The sequence below is a fragment of the Aestuariicoccus sp. MJ-SS9 genome (genome assembly GCF_032586235.1).
Classification (GTDB): domain Bacteria; phylum Pseudomonadota; class Alphaproteobacteria; order Rhodobacterales; family Rhodobacteraceae; genus Aestuariicoccus.
The window spans coordinates 23,534-45,252 of record NZ_JAWHTD010000032.1 but is presented as its reverse complement, the minus strand read 5'-3'; the positions used below and the strand labels follow the sequence as shown (position 1 = coordinate 45,252).

At 65.2% G+C, this 21,719-nt stretch carries 17 protein-coding genes; 8 read left to right on the top strand and 9 right to left on the bottom strand.

The annotated features are described in order from the left end of the window. Positions 1–99: 99 nt before the first annotated feature. The 5 genes from RXV88_RS17630 to RXV88_RS17610 all read right to left on the bottom strand — a co-directional run bounded on the left by RXV88_RS17630 (position 100) and on the right by RXV88_RS17610 (position 4,896). Complete coding sequence (locus RXV88_RS17630; protein WP_316294813.1) at positions 100–765, bottom strand: DUF6639 family protein; 666 nt, start codon at positions 763–765, stop codon at positions 100–102. A gap of 40 nt (positions 766–805) precedes the next feature. Then, positions 806–2,623, bottom strand: a complete 1,818-nt coding sequence (gene typA / locus RXV88_RS17625) for a translational GTPase TypA (protein ID WP_316294812.1) — start codon at positions 2,621–2,623, stop codon at positions 806–808. A gap of 61 nt (positions 2,624–2,684) precedes the next feature. Further along, positions 2,685–3,014, bottom strand: coding sequence for an SMR family transporter (locus tag RXV88_RS17620; protein ID WP_316294811.1), 330 nt, complete (start codon positions 3,012–3,014; stop codon positions 2,685–2,687). A gap of 100 nt (positions 3,015–3,114) precedes the next feature. Continuing rightward, positions 3,115–4,653 carry a trimethylamine methyltransferase family protein gene (locus tag RXV88_RS17615; protein ID WP_316294810.1) on the bottom strand — a complete coding sequence of 513 codons (1,539 nt, stop codon included), beginning with the start codon at positions 4,651–4,653 and terminating at the stop codon, positions 3,115–3,117. Positions 4,654–4,665: 12 nt separating this feature from the next. Beyond that, positions 4,666–4,896, bottom strand: a complete 231-nt coding sequence (locus tag RXV88_RS17610) for a hypothetical protein (protein ID WP_316294809.1) — start codon at positions 4,894–4,896, stop codon at positions 4,666–4,668. Between the two features lie 117 nt (positions 4,897–5,013). On the opposite strand from RXV88_RS17610, the gene RXV88_RS17605 reads away from it, so the two are divergent. Continuing rightward, positions 5,014–5,589 (top strand): hypothetical protein, encoded by a 576-nt coding sequence (locus tag RXV88_RS17605; RefSeq protein WP_316294808.1) that lies wholly within the window; start codon positions 5,014–5,016, stop codon positions 5,587–5,589. Positions 5,590–5,619: 30 nt separating this feature from the next. Then, a complete protein-coding gene (locus RXV88_RS17600; protein WP_316294807.1) occupies positions 5,620–7,362 on the top strand; it encodes a methyl-accepting chemotaxis protein in 1,743 nt (580 codons plus the stop codon). Between the two features lie 206 nt (positions 7,363–7,568). On the opposite strand, the gene RXV88_RS17595 is transcribed toward RXV88_RS17600, so the two are convergent. From RXV88_RS17595 to gabT, 4 genes are all read right to left on the bottom strand, one after another. Continuing rightward, the gene (locus RXV88_RS17595) at positions 7,569–8,117 is read right to left on the bottom strand and encodes a carboxymuconolactone decarboxylase family protein (protein WP_316294806.1); all 549 of its coding nucleotides are present in this window, start codon (positions 8,115–8,117) and stop codon (positions 7,569–7,571) included. Beyond that, positions 8,114–9,742, bottom strand: a complete 1,629-nt coding sequence (locus tag RXV88_RS17590; RefSeq protein ID WP_316294805.1) for an FMN-binding glutamate synthase family protein — start codon at positions 9,740–9,742, stop codon at positions 8,114–8,116. Before RXV88_RS17590 ends, RXV88_RS17595 begins: the two co-directional genes overlap by 4 nt. Further along, positions 9,742–11,061, bottom strand: coding sequence for an aspartate aminotransferase family protein (locus RXV88_RS17585; RefSeq protein WP_316294804.1), 1,320 nt, complete (start codon positions 11,059–11,061; stop codon positions 9,742–9,744). Before RXV88_RS17585 ends, RXV88_RS17590 begins: the two co-directional genes overlap by 1 nt. 102 nt (positions 11,062–11,163) lie before the next feature. Continuing rightward, positions 11,164–12,633, bottom strand: a complete 1,470-nt coding sequence (gene gabT / locus RXV88_RS17580; protein ID WP_316294803.1) for a 4-aminobutyrate--2-oxoglutarate transaminase — start codon at positions 12,631–12,633, stop codon at positions 11,164–11,166. A gap of 179 nt (positions 12,634–12,812) precedes the next feature. On the opposite strand from gabT, the gene RXV88_RS17575 reads away from it, so the two are divergent. From RXV88_RS17575 to RXV88_RS17550, 6 genes are all read left to right on the top strand, one after another. Continuing rightward, the gene (locus RXV88_RS17575; RefSeq protein WP_316294802.1) at positions 12,813–13,382 is read left to right on the top strand and encodes a cupin domain-containing protein; all 570 of its coding nucleotides are present in this window, start codon (positions 12,813–12,815) and stop codon (positions 13,380–13,382) included. A gap of 166 nt (positions 13,383–13,548) precedes the next feature. After that, positions 13,549–14,508 (top strand): TAXI family TRAP transporter solute-binding subunit, encoded by a 960-nt coding sequence (locus tag RXV88_RS17570; RefSeq protein WP_316294801.1) that lies wholly within the window; start codon positions 13,549–13,551, stop codon positions 14,506–14,508. A gap of 146 nt (positions 14,509–14,654) precedes the next feature. Then, positions 14,655–17,417, top strand: a complete 2,763-nt coding sequence (locus RXV88_RS17565; RefSeq protein ID WP_316294800.1) for a TRAP transporter permease — start codon at positions 14,655–14,657, stop codon at positions 17,415–17,417. A 13-nt stretch (positions 17,418–17,430) separates the two neighbouring features. Then, positions 17,431–17,856 (top strand): universal stress protein, encoded by a 426-nt coding sequence (locus tag RXV88_RS17560; protein ID WP_316294799.1) that lies wholly within the window; start codon positions 17,431–17,433, stop codon positions 17,854–17,856. An 82-nt stretch (positions 17,857–17,938) separates the two neighbouring features. Next, positions 17,939–18,907: a carbon-nitrogen hydrolase family protein gene (locus RXV88_RS17555; RefSeq protein ID WP_316294798.1), complete on the top strand. Its 969-nt coding sequence runs from the start codon at positions 17,939–17,941 to the stop codon at positions 18,905–18,907. Between the two features lie 46 nt (positions 18,908–18,953). Next, the gene (locus tag RXV88_RS17550; protein WP_316294797.1) at positions 18,954–21,716 is read left to right on the top strand and encodes an aminotransferase class I/II-fold pyridoxal phosphate-dependent enzyme; all 2,763 of its coding nucleotides are present in this window, start codon (positions 18,954–18,956) and stop codon (positions 21,714–21,716) included. The last annotated feature ends 3 nt before the right edge of the window (positions 21,717–21,719 follow it).

The window sequence follows — 21,719 nt, the reverse complement described above, 5'->3', positions numbered from 1 at the left end:
ATCTCTTCCCGCCAAACGAGTGCAGAAACCTCTTCAAGGCTGCCGGATATGTTGCAGATTAAATGGACGACGCTCTAAGCGCGGGCAGGCCGCCCCGGGTCAGGGGTGTTCGCGGTCGAAGACGATGCTGCCGTCCACCACTTGTCGGAGATAGGCGCAGCGGTCGCCGCGTTGGCTGATGTGTTGCCAGGACAACAGCGCAAAGCGGTCCGGCGCCATGAAAAGAACAAACGGGTTGATCACGTCGCGCCCGATCTGGACCGTTTCGTCCAGATCGGCCAGAACCGCGTCGCGCTCGGGATCGGTCAGCGCCATGATCTGGACCACATAGGCGAAATATTCGCTGCTGGCGATGCAGGTGTCGATCGGGCAGGGGGTTCGGTCGTAGACCGCATGGGCGATCTCGTGCTGGATCACGCTTTCGAAAAGCCGCTCGTCCGAGAGCGCCTGGAACAGGCCGAGCTCGGAGCGCTTTTCCGACAATTTTTCGGGCGGCAGGATTTCGATCAGGCTTTCGCCGCAATGAAAGAGCCCGACGCAATTGTCGCCCAGATCCTCTTGCGTGACGATGGAGAGGGGGGCCTTGGGCATCGGCAGGTCGCAGCGCCCAAGCTGCGCCAGCGCCGCGTCCGAGGCGGCGCAGATCGCCGCCGCCGTGTCGGCATTTTCCGCCGTGGCCTGCACGATGCCGTTGTCGCAGGCCAGTTCCCCAGCCTGCGCAAAGCCTGAAACAACCCCCAATGTCACCGCCAGAACCGCCCGCATAAGCACAGTCTAGCCAGAGGAATGAGGGAAAGTGAAGGGGTCAGGCGTTTTTCGCCATCCGTTTGCGTTCGTGCGGATCGAGATAGCGCTTGCGCAGGCGGATCGCGTTGGGCGTGACCTCGACCAGCTCGTCGTCGTTGATATAGGCGATGGCCTCTTCCAGCGACAGGGTGATCGGGGTGGTCAGGCGCACCGCCTCGTCCGTGCCGGAGGCGCGCACGTTGGTCAGCTTCTTGCCCTTGAGCGGGTTCACCTCGAGATCGTTTTCGCGGCTGTGCTCGCCGATGATCATGCCGGTATAGACAGGGGCCTGCGCGCCGATGAACATGCGCCCGCGATCTTCGAGGTTCCACAGCGCATAGGCCACGGCCTCGCCGTTTTCCATCGAGATCAGAACGCCCGCGCGGCGGCCCGGGATCGGGCCTTTGTGCGGGGTCCAGCCGTGGAAGACGCGGTTCAGAACGCCGGTGCCGCGCGTGTCGGTCAGAAACTCGCCGTGATAGCCAATAAGCCCGCGCGACGGCACATGCGCCACGATCCGGGTCTTGCCGGCGCCGGCGGGCTTCATCTCGGCCAGTTCGCCCTTGCGCGCGCCGGTCAGCTTTTCGATCACAGCACCCGAATATTCGTCGTCGACGTCGATGGTGGCTTCTTCTACCGGCTCCATCAGTTGGCCGTCGATCTCTTTCATGATGACCTGCGGGCGCGAGATCGACAGCTCAAAGCCCTCGCGGCGCATGTTCTCGATCAGAACGCCCATCTGCAATTCGCCCCGGCCCGAGACCTCGAAAGCCTCGCCGCCCGGCGTGTCGGCGACCTTGATCGCGACGTTGCCCTCGGCCTCTTTCATCAGTCGCTCGCGGATGACGCGGGACTGCACCTTTTTGCCGTCGCGGCCTGCGAGGGGAGAGTCGTTGATGCCGAAGGTCACGGTGATGGTGGGCGGGTCGATGGGCTGGGCGTCGAGCGGTTCGTCCACTGCCAAAGCGCAGATCGTGTCGGCCACGGTGGCCTTGGTCATGCCCGCAAGGCTGACGATGTCGCCCGCCTCGCCCTGGTCGATGTCCTGCTGGCCGAGGCCGCGGAACGCCTGCACGCGGGTGACGCGGAATTGTTCGATCTTCTGGCCAATGCGGCTGATCGCCTGCACCGTCTGGCCCACCTTGACGCGACCGGATTCGACCCGGCCGGTCAGCAAACGGCCGACGAAGGGGTCAGAGCCCAGCGTCGTGGCCAGCATCCGGAAATCCTCGTCCTGATGTTTGATCTGGCGTGGCGCGGGCACGTGGTTGACGATCAGCTGAAAAAGCGCCGAGAGATCCTTGCGCGGGCCGTCAAGATCGGCGTCCGCCCAGCCGTTGCGGCCCGAGGCGTACATATGCGGGAAATCGAGCTGGTCCTCGTCGGCGTCGAGCGACGCGAAGAGGTCGAAACATTCGTCGAGCGCGCGGTCGGGTTCGGCGTCGGGCTTGTCGACCTTGTTCAGCACGACGATGGGGCGCAGGCCCAGGGCCAGCGCCTTGGAGGTGACGAACTTGGTCTGCGGCATCGGGCCTTCGGCGGCGTCCACCAGCAGAACCACACCATCGACCATCGACAGGATCCGCTCGACCTCGCCGCCGAAATCGGCGTGGCCGGGGGTGTCGACGATGTTGATCCGCGTGCCCTTCCACTCGACCGAGGTGGGCTTGGCGAAGATGGTGATGCCGCGCTCGCGCTCAAGGTCGTTGCTGTCCATGGCGCGCTCGGCCACGGCCTGATTTTCGCGGAAAGCGCCGGATTGTTTGAGAAGCTCGTCCACCAGCGTCGTCTTGCCGTGGTCGACGTGAGCGATGATTGCGATGTTGCGCAGGTCCATGGGTATGCCTTTGTCTCGGGTTGCGCGCGGCGTAGCCGGGCAGCGCGGGAAAGGCCACCCCCTAATGCGTCGCGGTGCCGGAAAAGAGGTTGATGACCAGAATGCCGCCCAGGATCATCGCCATCCCGAGGATCGCGGGCAGGTCGAGCCTTTGGCCGAAGACGGCAAAGCCGATGACGGCGATCAGGACGATGCCGAGGCCGGACCAAATGGCATAGGCGATGCCCACGGGAAAGAATTTCAGCGCGTTGCCCAGCAGGTAGAAGGCCGCGGCATAGGCGACGACGACGACGATCGATGGCAGGGGCCGGGTGAATTGCTGGCTGGCCTGCAGCGCGGTGGTGCCGATGGTTTCGGCCAGAACGGCCAGGGCGAGGGTGAGATAGGGCATTGGGGACTCCGTTCCGGGCTGCGCAGGCTCCAGACACACCGCGCGGCGCCTGGCGTCAAGCGCAGCCTGGACCCGGGGCCGGGCCCGGGGTTGGGTTGCGTCAGGCCGGCAGGTGGATCGGGAAACGGTCGCGGATGGCGCGGTCGCTCGCGGCATCGAAGCGCGCGGCAGCGCGGTGCGACAGGATCTCTTCCTTGCGGGTGGTGGCGCGCGCGATCAGGTCGGGGCGGCCTTTCTCCTCCCATTCCTTGGGCGAGGACCGGTCCCCCAGCGAAGGGTAGACGTAATCGGTCTGCATCCGCGACAGCGTCTGGTCCGAGCCCAGGTAATGCCCCGGCCCGCCGAGGCAGGTGGCGCGCATGGTCTCAAGGCTCAGCGCATCCTCGTCCACGTCGATCCCGCGCACGCAGCGCAAGGCCTGCCCGATCAGGTCGTCGCCCAGAATGAGCGACTCGTGGCAGAAGCCCAGCAGCGACGCATGCATCCCCGCCGCCTCGTAGACCATGTTCAGCCCCGACAGTCCCGCCATCACGTTCGAGCACATCTGCTCCCATCCCGCCTGCATGTCGGGCAGCTTGGCGTCGGCGATGCCGCCCGCCGCGCCGCCGGGAATGCCGTAGAACCGATGCATCTGCGCGCAGCCCGCCGTCAGCAGCGCCTGTTCGCCCGACCCGCCCGACATCGCCCCGGTGCGCAGATCCGACACGAACGGCCAGGTGCCGAAGATCACCGGGTGCCCGGGCTGGATGGCGTGGACATAGACCAGCCCCGCCAGGCATTCCGCGCAGGCCTGCACGATGGCCCCTGCGATCGAGGCCGGCGCCGTCGCCCCGGCCTGACCCGCCGAGAGCAGCAGAACCGGCATGCCGCCGCGGATGCAGGCCTCCATCACCAGGCAGCTTTCGGTGGCGAATTTCATCGGCGGCACGACGAAGCAGTTCGAGTTCGACACGAAAGGCCGCGCCCGCCATGCGTCCTCGCCGCCAGCGATCAGGTGCAGCAGCTCCAGCGCATCCTCGACGAAGGAGGCATCGGTGAACGATGTGCCCACGTGTTTCGTGGTGCCCGCGCAGCAGGCATAGACCGTGTTGAGGTCAAGCTCGCGGCTGTCGGGGATGTCGCGCGCCACCATGGGGCGCTGCAGGAAATGGATGTTGTCCAGCCTGTCGGCGATCCGCGCGGCGTCGTGCAGATCCTCCAGGGTGCTTTCGCGGTAGGTCCCGGTGGCCATGTCGACCAGATGCACCGCCGCGCCGGCGGTGCCGTAATGCACCGCGCTGCCCGCCAGCGTCAGATCGTGGCGCGCCTCGCGCCCATGCAGGGTCACGCTTCGGTTGGCCTGGGCCAGCACGTCCTCGACCAGCGCGCGGGGAAAGCGCAGCCGGCCGTCCTCGCCCTGTCGGGCGCCCAAGGCGGTCATCGCGGCGATGCCGCTGGCGGGCGCGTCCGCGAGGCCGATGGTTTCCAGCGCTTCGAGCGCCGCTTCGTGGATACGCGCGCAATCGGCGTCGCTCAGCGGTTTGAGCACGCCGCCCGGCATGCCGGCGCGAATGGGTTGAAGGTGCTCGGCCAGCGGCGCGTTGCGGGCCTTGTGGCGCGCGGCGCGTCCACCGGAGCGGCGAGGGGGTTGGGCGTTCATGTATGTTCTCCGTCAGAGGGTTGGAAAGAGGGCGGTGGCCCTGTCCGGGCGCCCCCGCGCCGCGCGCCCCCGCCGCGCACCGATGGTGCGGAGAACAAGAACGATGGTGCTCTGCATCGCGGCCATGCGGTTTCCGATCTGACGTCTTCGCAGCCTTCCGCGCGCTTTGCCCGGGGTCTTGTAAAAATGCGACAAGACGTCGTTTTCCGACGTTTCGGCGCGTGAATGCGAAAAATCGATCAAGTTTGATGGGATCGCGGCGGGATTAACCTTGCGGCAGGAGATTGGCGTCTAGGGTCGCGCCGGGTGTGCCGCCTTGTGGCGCGCCATCGGACACAATCGAATCCTGAGGAACCTATCATGCTGAAATCCACCCTTCTGGCCTCCGCGCTTGTCCTGACGGGCGCCGTGGCGGCGCAAGCCGTCGACTATCGCACCGCGCTGGAAAGCTATCTTGACGGCAACATCATGCCCTGGGCGGGGGATGAGCGCATCGTCGTCTCGATCCTGGCCCAGAACGACATGACGTCGGCCCTCGACGCCGCCGGGATCGACGCGCTCGATCAGGCCTGGCGCGGCGAAATCGGCGGTGCAGACACGCCGACCATCACGCCGGTCCTGGCCAATCCGACCTCGGATTTCCTGCGCGAGATCGTCAATGGCTCGGGCGGCACCATCACCGGGATTTTTTTGATGGACGCGGTCGGGCTGAACGTCGCCACCTCTGGCGTCACCTCTGATTACTGGCAGGGGGACGAGGACAAGCATCAGAAGACCTACGGCATGGGGCCGGGGGCGGTGCATTACGGCGATATCGAGTTCGACGAATCCAGTCAGAGCTATCAGGCGCAGATCTCGGTCGCGGTGACCGATCCGGCCACCGGCAAGGTGATCGGCGCAATGACGGTCGGCGTGAACGCCGACTCGCTGATGTAACGCCTGTCTGAACATAAAAGGGATATCGCCATGACCGTGACCAGCTTGAAAAACCGGTTCTCCATCTTCAAATCGTCGGTTTTCGTGAAATGCGCAGGCGTCATGGCGGTGTCCACGCTGCTTCTTGCCTTGTTGCTCGGGTATCAGGCCATTCAAATGGTCGAAAGGATCGAGACGAGGAATGTGGCGGATTTGGCGCTGCGCGCGACCGAAAGCGCCTCTCTGGGGCTGGCGGACGCGGTCAGGTTCAACGCCACGCCCAAGATCCAGGAGCTTGTGGATAAAGAGGTCAGCGCGGCGGGCGAGGACGGGGTTTCGATGTCGGTTCGGGGCGCCGCGGGCGAGGTTCTGACGCAGGTCGGTCCCGCCGCCAGCCTGGCGCTGCTGGATAGGTTGGTCACGCGGGCATTGGCCTCGGGCGACGTGGCGCGCAGTGACAACGGGCTGATCACCGCCCATCCGATCCGCAAGACCGCCGACGGCCCCGTTCTGGGTGTCGTGGCGATGGAGGCGAGCGTCGCCGCCCGGATGGACGATCTTCGAACCAGTATTCTTTATATACTGGCCGAGGTGGGCGCCATCTTCGTCGGGCTCTTCGTTGCCACGATCCTGGTGCTGCGCTGGATCCTCGGTCGGCCGCTGGCCCTGGTGACGGCGAGCATCGAAAGGATCTCCGAGGAAAAATACGATGACGAGATCCCGATGCAGGGGCGCGCGGACGCCTTCGGCGACATCGCCCGCCACCTGTCGGAACTGACCCAACGTCTGGCCCGGGGCAAGGCCGCCGAGGCCGCCCAGCGGGCGGATCAGGAGACCCAGGCCAAGGTCGTCGCCATGTTGGAAGAGGCGCTGACGGCGCTCGCCGGCGGGGTTCTGACCCGGTCGCTGGGCGACGAATTCCCGGCGGAATATGCCGCCCTGCGCGAGACGTACAACAAGGCGGTGCACAGTCTGCACGACGCAATCCGCGAGGTGCGCGACAACGCCCACAGCATGCGCAGCGGGTCCAAGGAAATCGCCGGCGCCAGCGATGACCTGTCGCACCGCACCGAAACCCAGGCCGCCACGCTGGAACAGACCGCCGCGGCGCTCGACGAACTGGTGGCCAGCGTGACCTCGGCCGCCGAAAGCGCTAAGGCGGTCGATCAGCGGGTCAAAGACGCCACGGAAATGGCGCATCGCAACGAAACCGTGATGCAATCGGCGGTGTCGGCGATGACCCAGATCGAGAAATCCTCCGAACAGATCGCCGAGATCATCGTGGTGATCGACGATATCGCCTTCCAGACCAACCTTCTGGCTCTGAATGCGGGCGTCGAGGCGGCGCGCGCGGGCAGCTCGGGCAAGGGCTTTGCCGTGGTCGCCTCTGAGGTGCGGGCGCTGGCGCAGCGCAGTTCCGACGCGGCCGGGCAGATCAAGGCGCTGATAGACGGCTCCACCGAACGGGTCAAGGAAGGCGCGCTTCTGGTGGGTCAGGCGGGCACCGACCTCAACGATGTGGTGACCCGGATCAACGAAATTTCGGAACTCGTCAGCGGCATCGCGACAGGCGCCAACGAGCAGGCGCAAGGCATCAAGGAGATCAACATCGGCGTCGGAAACCTCGACCAGGTCACTCAGCAAAACGCCGCGATGGTCGAGGAAACGACCGCTGCCGCCCATCGGTTGCGCACCGAATCGGGCAACCTGGCCACGCTGGTGCAGCGCTTTCGTCTGAACGACGACGCCACCTCGGTGCATGTCCCAGACGTCGCCAATGCCCGCGCGGCCTGAGCATGTGGCCACGCGTAATGGGATCGCGCGCGTTTTGGTCATGTTGGCGGCGCGCCGCCGCATTCCGGCGCAATCCTCGGCGAGCATCTGATCCAGAGCGAAGGACATTGCGGCAGACCCTTCCGTCCGGTTCCGGATTTCGACGGGCGACAATTCAGGGGCGCAGTTTGCGTTGCGAGAACCGGGGCGAAACGGCGCGCCGTCTCTCAGTGGGCGAACGGGTGCTGCCGCAAGGCCTCGGCGATGTCGTCGTCGAGCGGCACGTCGAAGGAGTTCAGGATCCAGCCAAGCACCGAATAGAAGCCCACCGTCGCAATCAGGTCGAGCGTCGCGTCCTTGCCCAGCTTGGCGAACAGGGCCTCGGCAGTGCCCGCCGAAAGTTTATGGTCGTCCATCAGTTCGTCGACGGCCCCGGCGACGAGCGCATCAACCGGCGCCATGCCTTCAAGCAGCCCCGCGATGGAGGCGATGCGCGCATCCTCCAGCCCGCGCCGTCGCGCGCGGTCGATGTGCTGGTGCCACTCATAAGACGACCCCAACCGGTGGCCGGTGCGCAGGATCGCGACTTCGGACAGCTGCGGACCCAAGGCCGCGCGGGTCACCACATGGGCGCGCAGCGGCGCCCAGGCGCGCAGCAGCGCGGGGTGATGGGCCATGACGCGATAGACGTTGAGCCCCCCGGCGAAGCCATCCTTCATGTCGGCGATCTCGGCAGACCAGGCGTCGTCGTCCAGCGGCGGCAACCGGCTGCTCATGGCCCGCGCCGCGTTTCGGTGTCGAACGGCTGAAAGCTGTCGGCCGCCGCGCGGCGCCAGCGCATCTTGTAGCCGAAACGGTCATCTTCGCTATCGTCCAGCAGGAAACCCTCGGGCATATAGGGATAGATTTCGTTGCCAGTGACCATCGTGCGCTCGCCCTCGCGCAAGAGCAGGTGATGCGGAAGAAACTCGCCCGGATGCATCAGACCCGCCGCGCTGGTCAGCTCGGCGACGGCGTGCATCGTGTTGGCGTGAAAGCGCGCGACCCGTTCGGATTTGTCGCCCACGTCGAGCGCCCTCTGGCGCAGCGGGTCCTGGGTGGCGACGCCGACGGGGCAATGGTTGGTGTGGCAGGCCTGGGCCTGGATGCAACCGACCGCGAACATGAAGCCGCGCGCGGAATTGGCCCAATCCGCCCCCAGAGCGATCATCTTGAGGATGGCGAAGGACGACACCAGCTTGCCCGACGCGCCGATCCGGATCCGGTCGCGCAGACCCGCACCGCGCAGGGTGTTGTGCGCGAAGGTCAGGCCTTCGACCAGCGGCATGCCCATGTGATCGGCGAATTCCACGGGGGCTGCGCCGGTGCCGCCTTCCTTGCCGTCGATCACGATGAAATCGGGGGTAATGCCGGTCTCCAGCATCGCTTTGACGATACACATGAATTCGCGCCGGTGCCCGATGCAGAGCTTGAAACCCACCGGCTTGCCCCCCGACAAATCGCGCAGCCGGCCGATGAACTCGATCATCTCGGTGGGGGTTGAAAACTCGGGATGCGCGGCGGGCGAGATGCAGTCGCGCCCCATCGGGATGCCGCGCGCCTCGGCGATCTCGGGGGTGATCTTGGCCGCGGGCAACATGCCGCCGTGGCCGGGCTTGGCGCCCTGGCTCAGCTTCAGCTCGATCATCTTGACCTGCGGATCGGCGGATTGTGTGCGGAATTTTTCTGGATCGAAACGCCCGTCGTCGGTGCAGCAGCCGTAATAGCCCGAGCCGATTTCATAGATCAGATCGCCGCCACCCTGCCGGTGATAGCGCGAGATGCCGCCCTCGCCGGTATCATGGGCAAAGCCGCCCCGCGCCGCGCCGGTGTTGAGCGCGAGAATGGCGTTGGCCGACAAAGCGCCAAAGCTCATCGCCGAGATGTTGAAGAGCGACAGATCGTAAGGCTGCTTGCAGTCCGGCCCGCCGACGCGAACGCGGAAATCCTTGTCGTCGATCCTGGTGGGCATGGCGGAATGGGTCAGCCATTCGTAGCCCGCGTCATAGACCCTGCGGCGCGAACCGAAGGGGCGCTTGTCCTCGACCCCCTTGGCGCGCTGATAGACAAGGCTGCGCTGCTCGCGCGAGAAGGGTTCTTCGTCGGCGTCGTTCTCGATCAGGTACTGGCGGATCTCGGGGCGGATGCCCTCGAAGAGGAACCGCATATGCCCCAGCACGGGGTAATTTCGCAGGATGGCGTGTCTGGTTTGGGTGACATCGTAGATGCCCATCGCCGTCAACACGCCGAAAAGCGCCAGCGGCAGGACGAACCAGCCGCTAATGAAGAGCCCGAGGAAAGACAGTACCGTCAGAACGGCCGCGCCGGCGAAGGTGGCGTAGCGCTGATGTTCTCTCAGCATCAGATCGCCGCCTCGATGGCGCCCGAAAGCTTGTCGACCAGCTCGTCGAGCTGGTGATCCTCGATGATGAAGGGCGGGGCCAGCAGGACGTGGTCGCCGGTCCTGCCGTCGATGGTGCCCGACATCGGATAGCAGATCAGCCCGGCCTCGAAGGCGGCCTTCTTGATCTTGCCCGCGACACCCTTGGCGGGATCGAACGAGGTCTTGCTGTCGCGGTCGACCACCAGCTCGATCCCGCGGAAGAGCCCGCGCCCGCGCAGATCGCCCACATGCGGGTGCTGGCCAAAGCGGTCTTGCAGCCGCGCGGCCAGCTTGTCGCCCTGTTCGTTGACCCGCGCCACCAGACCGCGGTCGAGGATCGCGCCCACCACGGCCAGCCCGCAGGCGGCGGCGGTCGGGTGGCCGACATAGGTGTGACCGTGCTGGAAAAAGCCTGATCCGGCTTCGATCGTGCCGTAGATTTCAGAGGTGCAGAGCATCGCGCCAATGGGCTGGTAGCCCGCGCCAAGCCCCTTGGCGATACAGGCGATGTCGGGCGCGACCCCGTCCTGTTCGCAGGCAAAGAGCGAGCCCGTGCGGCCCATGCCGCACATGACCTCGTCGAGGATCAGCAGCACGCCGTATTTATCGCAAATCTCGCGGATGCGTTTGAAATAGCCGGGCGCGGGCGCCAGCGCGCCGGCGGTGGCGCCGACCACGGGCTCGGCCATGAAGGCCATCACGGTTTCCGGGCCCAGGCGCAGGATCTCGTCCTCCAGCGCCTGGGCGGCGCGCAGGCCGTAATCCTCGGCGGTCTCGTCGTCGCGCCGGTAGCGGTATTCGTAGCAGGGGTCGATGTGGCTGACGTCCAGCAAGAGCGGCCCGAACTGCGCGCGCCGCCATTCGTTGCCGCCCGCCGACAGCGACCCGATGGTGTTGCCGTGATAGCTTTGCTTGCGGGCGATGAGACGGCCGCGCTTGGGCTCGCCTTTTTCGACCCAATACTGGCGCGCGAGCTTGATCGCGGCCTCGGTCGCCTCGGACCCGCCGGACACCAGATAGACCCGGTCGAGATCGCCGGGCGCGTTGGCGATCAGCAGATCGGCCAGCTTTTCGGCCGGTTCCGAGGTGAAAAAGCCGGTATGGGCAAAGGCCAGCGTGTCGATCTGGGTCTTGATCGCGTCGACGACGGCGCGGTCGCTGTGCCCAAGGCAGGACACCGCCGCGCCGCCCGAGGCGTCGAGATAGCGCTTGCCGCTGGCGTCGATCAGGTAACAGCCGTCGCCGCCAACAGCGACGGGCGGTTGCTGGCGGGTGTGGCGGGGAAAGATGTGGGACATGGGGCGTCTCCTGTGATGGTCGTCGCGCGACTCTCACAGTTTATGCGGACGAAGCGTTGTGGCAAAGGGCGCGGAGTCAGGACCCGCGCCCTTTATCCTGGATCACTCGGCGGCGTGCTGGAATTCAGCGGCCACGGCGTCGGCCAGCGCGGCCTCGAAGATGGCCATGCCCTCTTCGATGATGGCGTCCGACGCGGTCAGCGGGACCATGATACGCACCGCGTTGCCGTGCATGCCGCAGGCCAGCAGGATCAGACCGCGGTTCAGCGCGTGGCCGATCACCGACTTGGTAAAGGCGGCGTCCGGCACGGCGGTGTCGAAATCGGTCACGAATTCGACCGCCAGCATCGCGCCCAGCCCACGGATGTCCCACATCCGGTAGGGGGCGACGCGGGCACCCATGTCGGCAAAGCGCGCGCGCATGGTCTCGCCCAGAGCGGTGGAGCGGGCCAGCAGGCCCTCGGTCTCGATTGCCTCGATGGCGGCGAGGGCGGCGGCACAGGCGACCGGGTTACCGCCATAGGTGCCACCCAGCCCGCCGGGGGCCAGCGCGTCCATCACCTCGGCGCGGCCGATGACGCCTGCCACCGGATAGCCGCCCGCCATCGACTTGGCGCAGGTGATGAGGTCAGGCGCGACGCCGGAATGCTCGATGGCGAACCACGTGCCGGTGCGGCCAAAGCCCGCCTGAATCTCGTCCGAAATCAGCAGGATGCCGTGTTTGTCGCAGATCGCGCGCAGCGCCTGCCACATCTCGGCGGGCACCGGGTGATAGCCGCCTTCGCCAAGCACGGGTTCCAGGATGATCGCGGCGACCCGGTCGGGCTGGGCATCGGTAAGGAACAGCATCTCGAGCGCCTTCAGCGAATCCTCGACGGTGATTCCGGCGCGGTCATCGGGGAAGGGCGCGCGGAAAATGTCGGAGGGGAAGGGACCCACGTCTTTTTTGTAGGGGTTGACCTTGCCGGTCATTCCCAGCGTCAGCAGCGTGCGACCGTGATACGAGCTGTTGAAAGCGATCACGCCCGGGCGGCCGGTGTGAGCGCGGGCGATCTTGACCGCGTTCTCGACGGCCTCGGCGCCGGTGGTCACCAGCAGCGTCTTCTTGGCGAAATCGCCCGGCGCCAGCGCGTTCAGCTTTTCGGCCAGCGCGACGTAAGGCTCGTAGGGGACGACCTGGAAAGAGGTGTGGGTGTAGAGGTCTTCCTGCGCCTTGGCCGCGGCGATGACGCCCGGATGACGATGGCCGGTGTTCAGAACGGCGATGCCGCCGGCGAAGTCGATGTAGCGCTTGCCTTCGACGTCCCAAAGTTCGGCGTTTTCGGCGCGGGCGGCAAAGACCGGAGCGGCCGATCCGACACCGCGCGCAACGGCGGCCTCGCGGCGGGCCCAGAGAGCGGCGTTTGTTTGCGCGGGCGCGACTGCGGCGACGGCCGGTGCGGCCTCGGGCGTGACGATCTCGGGCGCGACGGCGGCGTTGGCCTTGGTGGCCGTGCTGGCGGATGCCTTCTTGGCCTTCGCGGCAGTGCTTGCGCGGCTCCGGGGCTTGGCGGTTTTCTTGGTGGCGGTCATGGCGGGACACTCCGGTTCGGGATGGTCGATGATAAGAATCCTTATCGTATGGCGAGTTTATTTGTCAATTTCATCTTTTCGCGCTAATTTTGCATGGAAAACAGGCGGTTAAAAAACGCTTGACCTTGGTCACGCTCCGCTGTCAAGTTTTCTTATCGGTCCGCAAAGGGGAATCGTGCATGGACATTGGTGGCCGGCTGAGGGCAATCCGCGAGACGAAAGGCATGTCGCAACGCGACCTTGCCGCGCGCGCGGGCCTGACGAGCGCCGCGATTTCCCTGATCGAACAGAATAAATCCAGCCCCTCGGTCGCCTCGCTCAAAAGCCTGTTGGACGCGATTTCGATGACCATGTCGGAATTCTTCATCGAGGTCGAAGAGGCCGGCGTACCCAAATATTTCTACACCGCCGACGAACTGGTCGAGCTGTCGCCGCAGGATATCGGACTGGGCAAGGGGGCCGCGCGGGTGTCGCTGCGGCAGGTGGGCGACGCGTCGCGCCACGCGTTGCAGATGCTGCACGAGGTCTATCCGCCCGGCGCGGATACCGGCCCCGACATGCTGGCCCACGAAGGCGAAGAGGCGGGGCTGGTCATCGAAGGCATCATAGAGGTCACGGTGGGCGACAGCGTGCGCGTGCTGAACCCCGGTGACGGCTATCTTTTCGACAGCCGAATCCCCCATCGGTTCCGCAACATCGGCGACGGCAAATGCGTGATCGTCAGCACCTGCACGCCGCCGAGTTTTTAGGCGGATGACGTCGAGTAAATGGTCGTTTCGCCCAGGACGAGTGTCGCAAACGGGTGCTGTGGGGTCGTTTTCGGCGAGCGCGGTTGCACTACCGTTCCGAGGTGATACGCTAACAGGCGGCAGCGCTTTGCCGAAGTCAAAACAAAAGCGCAAGAAAGGGAGACTAATGAACAAGTTCACGAAAGCGGCACTGGCCGCGACCTTTGCAATAACCGCGACGGCCTCGGCCGCGCAGGAACGCTTTATCACCATCGGGACGGGCGGGCAGACCGGCGTCTACTTTGTGGTGGGGCAGTCGATCTGCCGTCTGGTGAACCGCGGATCGGCGGATCACAATCTGAAATGCACCGCGCCGTCGACCGGCGGCTCGATCGCCAACATCAACGCTATCAAGGCGGGCGACATGGACATGGGCGTGGCCCAGTCCGACTGGCAGTACCATGCCTATAACGGCTCGTCGCAGTTTGAAGGCGACGCCTTCCCCGACCTGCGCGCCGTGTTCTCGGTGCATGGCGAGCCGTTCAACGTGATCGCGCGTTCGGACAGCGGCATCGAGAGCTTTACCGACCTCAAGGGCAAGCGGATCAACGTCGGCAACCCCGGGTCTGGCCAGCGCGCCACGATGGACGTCGTGATGGACGCGATGGGGTGGAGCACCGACGATTTCGCGCTGACCTCCGAGCTGAAGTCGGCCGAACAGTCTGCCGCTCTGGGTGACAACAACGTCGACGCGATCATCTTTACCGTTGGTCACCCGGCCGGTTCGATCCAGGAAGCCACGACCACGGTCGACGCCAAGCTGATCCCGGTCGAAACGCCCGAGATCGCGACGCTGGTCGAGGAAAACCCCTATTACGCCTGGGCGACCGTGCCCGGCGGCATGTACAAGGGCAACCCGGATCCGGTGAAGACCTTCGGCGTGAAGGCGACCTTCGTGACCTCGGCCAGCGTGCCGGATGACGTGGTCTACGAGGTGGTCAAGGCCGTCTTCGAGAACTTCGACCGCTTCAAGGGGCTGCACCCCGCGTTCGAGAACCTGACCGAAGAGGACATGATCTCGACCGGCATGTCGGCTCCGCTGCACCCGGGCGCCGAAAAGTACTACAAAGAGCGCGGCTGGATGTAATCGGCCGCAGCCGAAACTCTGCGCTTGCGGGGGGCCGTCCCGGCCCCTCGCCCTTGCCGAAGCCCCTCGGCGTGCTTTGGCCAATAACGGCAAAGATGCGCTTGGAACAACCTGCGCCGGACCGGATGCGATGAAAGGGACACGCCATGAGCGATGACGACAAGCAGTTTCAATCCGCTGCCGTCGAACAGGAGGCTGCCGGAAAAGGCGGTCTGTCGCAGGAGGAACTGGACGAACTGGTCGCCTCCACCGACACCGGGGGGCGCAGCCCGTCCGGACCGATCGGCACTTTTCTGCTGGTGACTGCGCTGGCGTGGTCGCTGTTCCAGCTCTGGGTCGCCTCGCCGCTGCCGTTCATGTTCAATTTCGGCGTCTTCAACCAGGCCGACACCCGGTCTGTCCATTTGGCCTTTGCGCTGTTTCTGGCCTTCCTCGCCTATCCGTCGCAGCGCACGCCCGCGCAGATGGGCCTGGCGCTGGTCATCCCGGCGCTGCTGACCGTCTTCTTCATGGTCGGCGCCAAGGTGGGAACGCCGGTCTGGTGGGTACCGCTGATCGGGCTTGGCGTGATCGGCGCGATTCTGCTGGGCTCGCCCAAGGATCGCATCCCGTCCTGGGAATGGGCGCTGGCCATCCTCGGCGCCGCATCGTCGCTGTATATCATCGTCTTTTCCGACGACATCGCCACGCGGGTCGGCGCGCCGATCATGCAGGATTACGTGGTTGCCGTGATCGGCATCCTGCTGCTGCTCGAGGCGACGCGCCGGTCGCTTGGCCCGGCGCTGATGATCGTGGCGACGGTGTTCCTGGCATATACCTTCCTCGGGCCGTACATGCCCGGGATCATCGCGCACAAGGGCAACTCGCTGTCCGAAGTGGTGAACCACCAGTGGATCACGACCGAAGGTGTCTTCGGCATCGCGCTGGGGGTCTCGGCCTCGTTCGTGTTCCTCTTCGTGCTCTTCGGCTCGCTGCTGGATAAGGCCGGCGCGGGCAATTACTTCATCCAGGTGGCGTTTTCGCTGATGGGCCACATGCGCGGCGGACCTGCCAAGGCGGCGGTGGTCAGCTCGGCCATGACGGGGCTCATCTCGGGCTCGTCGATCGCCAACGTGGTCACCACCGGCACCTTCACCATTCCGCTGATGAAGAAGGTGGGCTTTTCCTCGGAAAAGGCCGGCGCGGTCGAAGTGGCCTCTTCGGTCAACGGCCAGATCATGCCGCCCGTGATGGGGGCCGCGGCCTTCCTGATGGTCGAATACGTGGGCATCCCGTATTTCGACGTGGTCAAGCACGCCTTCGTGCCCGCGGTCATCAGCTACATCGCGCTGGTCTACATCGTGCACCTTGAGGCGATGAAGGCGAACATGCAGGGCCTGCCGCGCGCGGTCGAGCCCAAGCCGCTGGTCGCCTGGCTGATCTCGACCTCGTTCATCATCGCGGCCATTTGCGCGCTGTCCTTCGCGGTCTATTACCTGATGGGCTGGATCCGTCCGGCCTTCCCCGAGACGGCGGGCTATATCGTCTTTGTGCTGCTGGTCACGGTCTATGTCGCGCTCTTGTGGGTGTCGGCCCAGCAGCCCGAGCTCAAGCTGGAGGACCCGAACGCGCCGGTCACCCAGCTGCCCAAGCCGGGGCCGACCGTGAAATCCGGTCTGCATTTCATCCTGCCGGTGGTGGTGCTGGTCTGGGCGCTGATGGTGGACCGTCTGTCGCCGGGCCTCTCGGCCTTCTGGGCGGCGTCTTTCATGATCTTCATCCTAGTGACGCAGCGCCCGATCCTTGCGGTGATGCGCAACGCCGGTGACATCGGCGTGGCGTTCCGCCAGGGCTTTATCGACCTTCTGGAAGGTCTGGTCGCGGGCGCGCGCAACATGATCGGCATCGGCATCGCCACGGCGACCGCCGGCATCATCGTGGGCGCGGTCAGCCAGACCGGCGTCGGCTCGGCGCTGGCGGATGTGGTCGAGGTGCTGTCGGGCGGCAATATCATGGCCATCCTGGTGCTGACGGCGATCCTGTCGCTGATCCTCGGCATGGGTCTGCCCACGACGGCCAACTACATCGTGGTGTCGGCGCTTCTGGCGCCGGTGATCGTGACGCTGGGCCAGCAGAACGGGCTGATCGTGCCGCTGATCGCGGTGCACCTCTTCGTGTTCTACTTCGGCATCATGGCGGACGTGACGCCGCCGGTGGGGCTGGCGTCGTTTGCGGCGGCGGCCGTGTCGGGCGGCGATCCGATCCGCACCGGGGTTGTGGCGTTCTTCTATTCGCTCAGAACCGCCGCGCTGCCGTTCCTCTTCATCTTCAACACCGATCTTCTGCTGATCGATGTGGATTGGATACACGGCATCTTCGTCTTCATAACGGCGACCGTCGCGATGCTTCTGTTCGCGGCGGCGACGCAGGGCTGGTTCCTGGCGCGCAACATGATCCACGAAACGGTGCTGTTGCTGCTGGTGGCCTTCACGCTCTTCCGTCCGGGCTTCTGGATGGACATGGTCGTGTCGCCGTTCGCGGACGTGCCCCCGGCGCAGATCGAGCAGGCCATGGCCGATGCCGAGCCGGGACAGGACATCCGGCTGACCATCGACGGGCTGAATGCCGTGGGCGATCCGGTGACGTTCACCGCGCTTCTGCCGGTGCCCGAGGGCGAGACCGGCGCCGACCGGCTGCTGACGGCGGGGGTCGAATATATCGACAACGGCGGCGTTATCATGATCGACAACGTCACCTTCGGCAGCCCGGCGCAGGCCGCTGGTCTCGATTGGGATCAGCAGATCACGCAGGTGCAGGTCCCGGCCTCGCAGCCGTCGAAATACCTGATGTACCTGCCGGCGCTGCTGGTGCTGGGGCTGGTGGTGCTGATGCAGCGCCGCCGGTCGCAGCCGCAGAGCGCAACCGCCTGAAGGAGGCCCGACCATGTTCGACAATGTGCTACTGCCGATCGACCTGAATCACCCCGCATCCTGGGAAAAGGCCTTGCCCATGAGCCTCAAGCTGGTGGGCGCGGGGGGCACGCTTCACCTTCTGGGGATCGTGCATGACCTCGGCGCGGCGGCCATCGCGTCGTACCTGCCCGCAGGGTTCGAGGAACAGGCGCTGCAAAAGATGAAGGCCGATCTGGATGCCTTCGTCGCCGAGCATGTGCCCGAGGGCACCAAGGCCGAGGCCCATGTGGGCCACGGGCACGTGCCCGAACATATCCTGTCGGCGGCCCGCGATGTGGGCGCCGACGTGATCGTCATGGCGTCTCATCCGCCGGACGAGTTGATGACGTTCCTCGTGGGGTCGAATGCCGACCGGGTCGTGCGCCACGCGGATCGCCCCGTATTGGTGGTGCGCTGACACCAGCGCGCCATCGCTTGAAAACAACAATGGTTTGCGGGGAGGAACAGAGCAGTTCCCCGCCAACGGAGACAATGAAAACATGACCCCCTTCGCGATTGCCGGCGTTCAGATGCACGTCGCGGCGCTTCATTCCAATGTCGAGGCGATGCGCCACAGGATCGACGTTCTGATGGCCCGGTTCCCTTGGACGCAGATGGTGCTTTTCTCGGAACTGGCACCCTATGGCCCGCTCGACAAATACGCCCAGCCGTTCCCGAACGACGCGCTGTCGCAGTTTCAGGACGACGCACGGCGCTACGGCATCTGGCTGATCCCGGGCTCGATGTTCGAAAAGGCCGAGGACGGGCGGATCTTCAACACCTCGGTGGTGATCAACCCCGATGGCGACATCGTCGCCAAATATTCCAAAATGTTCCCGTTCCGCCCTTACGAGGCCGGGATCAGCGCGGGCACCGAATTCTGCGTCTTCGACGTGCCCGGCGTGGGCCGGTTCGGCCTGTCGATCTGCTATGACATCTGGTTCCCCGAAACCACGCGCCAGCTGACCAGCGCCGGTGTCGAGGTGCTGCTGCACCCGGTGCTGACCGGAACCACCGACCGCGACGCCGAGCTGGCCATCGCGCGCGCCACCGCCGCGCAGTTCCAGTGCTACGTCTTCGACGTCAACGGCCTGGCGGCCGGTGGGGTGGGGCGGTCGCTGGTCGTCGATCCGGCGGCGACGGTGCTGCACCAGTCGGCAGGACAAGAGGACATGTTCCCCATCGAGGTCGATCTCGACCAGGTCCGCCGCCAGCGCGAAACCGGGATGAAGGGGCTGGGCCAGGTGCTCAAGAGCTTCCGCGACCGCGATGCCGATTTCACCGTCTACGACCGCACCAGCGGCGCGGATTCCTATCTGCAGACGCTGGGCCCGCTCGAGATGCCGCGTCAGGGCAGCGCGCGCGGGCTCGCCGCCGCCGATCCCAGAACGGCTGTGGGCTACGTCGAGACGCCGGCGGTGCCGCCGCATAATTTCTCCGTATTCCACGGCAAGACGGGAGCGGATTGAAGAAAGGGTCCGGCGCAACCCGCCGGACCCGCCAGGGAGGAAAGACATGAACGTGCAATCTTCGGGCGGAAAGCTTTCGTCCATCCGTGACTACTACAGCGCGACGCAATTGCGTTCGGACCGTTGGAGCGCCCTGCGCGAGGCGGCGGAAGGATTGCACCGCCACGGTGCGGACGGGCGGCGGGGCAAGAAACTGATCGCCACAGCCGAGGCGCTCTTCGAGGCGCTGGAACCCATCGAACGCTACTGGGCGTTTCCGGGCGCGCAAGCCTTCGAGCACCTGCAACGGCAGCTGCACAACGGCAATATCGAGGAATTGTCGACCGGCGTGCGGCGCGTGGCGCGCGCGCTGACCTCGGGCGCTTATCGCCGCCGCACGATCCCGCTGAGCGCCGGTGAAAGCGACAACGAGGATTATGAGGACGAATCCTCGCTCAGCCCCGAGGCACGCGCGCTGGGGCGGCCCTATTTCGAGGTGATGATCGTCGACGAGGTCAACGAACATCAGGACCGTTTCCTGCGGCAGAACCTGCTGCGAATGCGCCGCACCGAGGATCCGTTCATCTACGAACCCGTGGTCGTGCCCTCGCTTGAGGATGCGCTGATCGGCATCATGTTCAACTACAACGTCCAAGCCGTGGTCGTGCGCCCGGGGCTGACGCTGAAGTCGCGCAACGAATTGCCGGTGCTGGGCCAGTACCTCAAGCATTTTCAGCAGGACGAGGGCGTCGATACGATCGAGCCGCATGAATACGGCCCCGAGGCCTGTCGCCTGATCGCCAAGATCCGCCCCGAGCTTGACGCCTATCTGGTCACCGACCGCTCGGCCGAGGATATCGCCGGGCTCGATCTGGGGCGCTGCCGTCGGGTGTTCTACAATCAGGAGGATTTCCTCGAGCTGCATCTCAACATCCTTCGGGGCGTGAACCGGCGCTACAAGACGCCGTTCTTCACCGCGCTCAAGGAATATTCCCGCCAGCCCACCGGCGTCTTTCACGCCATGCCGATCAGCCGCGGCAAATCCATCAGCCGCAGCCACTGGATCCAGGACATGGGCGCGTTCTACGGCCCCAACATCTTTCTGGCCGAAACCTCGGCCACCAGCGGAGGCCTCGACAGCCTGCTCGAGCCGCGCGGCCCGATCAAGGAAGCCCAGGACATGGCCGCGCGCGCCTTTGGCGCGAAACACACGTTCTTTGCCACCAACGGCACCTCGACCTGCAACAAGATCGTGGTGCAATCGGTGGTCAGGCCGGGCGACATCGTGCTGGTCGACCGCGATTGCCACAAGTCGCACCATTACGGCATGGTGCTGGCCGGGGCCAATGTGGTCTACATGGACAGCTATCCGCTGCACGAATATTCGATGTACGGCGCCGTCCCTGTGCGCGAGATCAAGCATCATCTGCTCAAGCTCAAGGCGGCGGGCAAGCTGGATCGCGTGCGCATGGTTCTGCTGACCAACTGCACCTTTGACGGGCTGGTCTACAACGTGCAGCGCGTGATGGAGGAATGCCTGGCCATCAAGAAAGACCTGATCTTTCTCTGGGACGAGGCGTGGTTCGCCTTCGCGCGCTTCAGCCCCACCTACCGCCAGCGCACCGCCATGGGCGTGGCCAACACATTGCGCGAGACCCTGCGCCAGCCCGACACCGCCGAGGCCTGGGAGCGCCAGCAGGCCGAGCTGGAGGACGCCGACGAAGAGACCTGGCTGGACACCCGCCTGGTGCCGCCGCCGGATGCGCGCGTGCGGGTCTACGCCACGCAATCGACGCACAAGACGCTGACCTCGCTGCGGCAGGGCTCGATGATCCATGTCAACGATCAGGACTTCAAGGGCGAGGTCGAACAGGCCTTCCACGAAGCCTACATGACCCACACCTCGACCAGCCCGAACTATCAGATCATCGCGTCGCTTGACGTGGGCCGCCGTCAGGTCGAGCTGGAAGGGTTCGAATTCGTCCAGCGCCAGGTCGAAAGCGCGATGTCCATCCGCCGCGCGGTGGCCACGCATCCGCTTTTGCAGAAGTATTTCAAGGTGCTGACCTCGGGCCACATGATCCCCGAGGAATACCGCCAGAGCGGGATCGAATCCTACTACGACCCAAAGGAAGGCTGGATCGACAAATGGGCCACCTGGGGGCAGGACGAATTCGTGCTCGACCCCACGCGCATCACGCTTGCGGTGGGCGGCACCGGCTGGGACGGCGACACGTTCAAGACCAAGATCCTGATGGACAAATACGGGATCCAGATCAACAAGACGTCGCGCAACACGGTCCTTTTCATGACCAATATCGGCACCACGCGCAGCTCGGTCGCCTATCTGATCGAGGTGCTGGTCGAGATCGCCAACGAGCTCGACGATCTGCTGGACGACGCCTCGAAGATGGAAAAGCGGTCGTTCGAGAACCGCGTGGCGGCGCTGGTCGAACACGTCCCGCCGCTGCCAGATTTCAGCCGCTTCCACGATGCGTTCCGCTCTGGCGCCGACACGCCCGAGGGCGACATCCGCGAGGCGTTCTTTCTGTCCTACGATGAGGACAATTGCGACTACCTCGCGCTGGACGAGGCGCTGATCAAGCGGCTCGAGGCGGGGGAGGAGCTGGTCTCGGCCAGTTTCATCATCCCCTATCCGCCGGGCTTTCCGATCCTCGTGCCCGGCCAGGTCATCAGCCCCGAGATCATGACCTTCATGCGGGCGCTCGATGTCAGCGAGATTCACGGGTTCCGCCCGGACCTGGGCCTGCGCGTGTTCACGCCCGAGGCCCTGGAGAAAGTTATGAAGAAAAACAACGGAGAGGGATGAAAG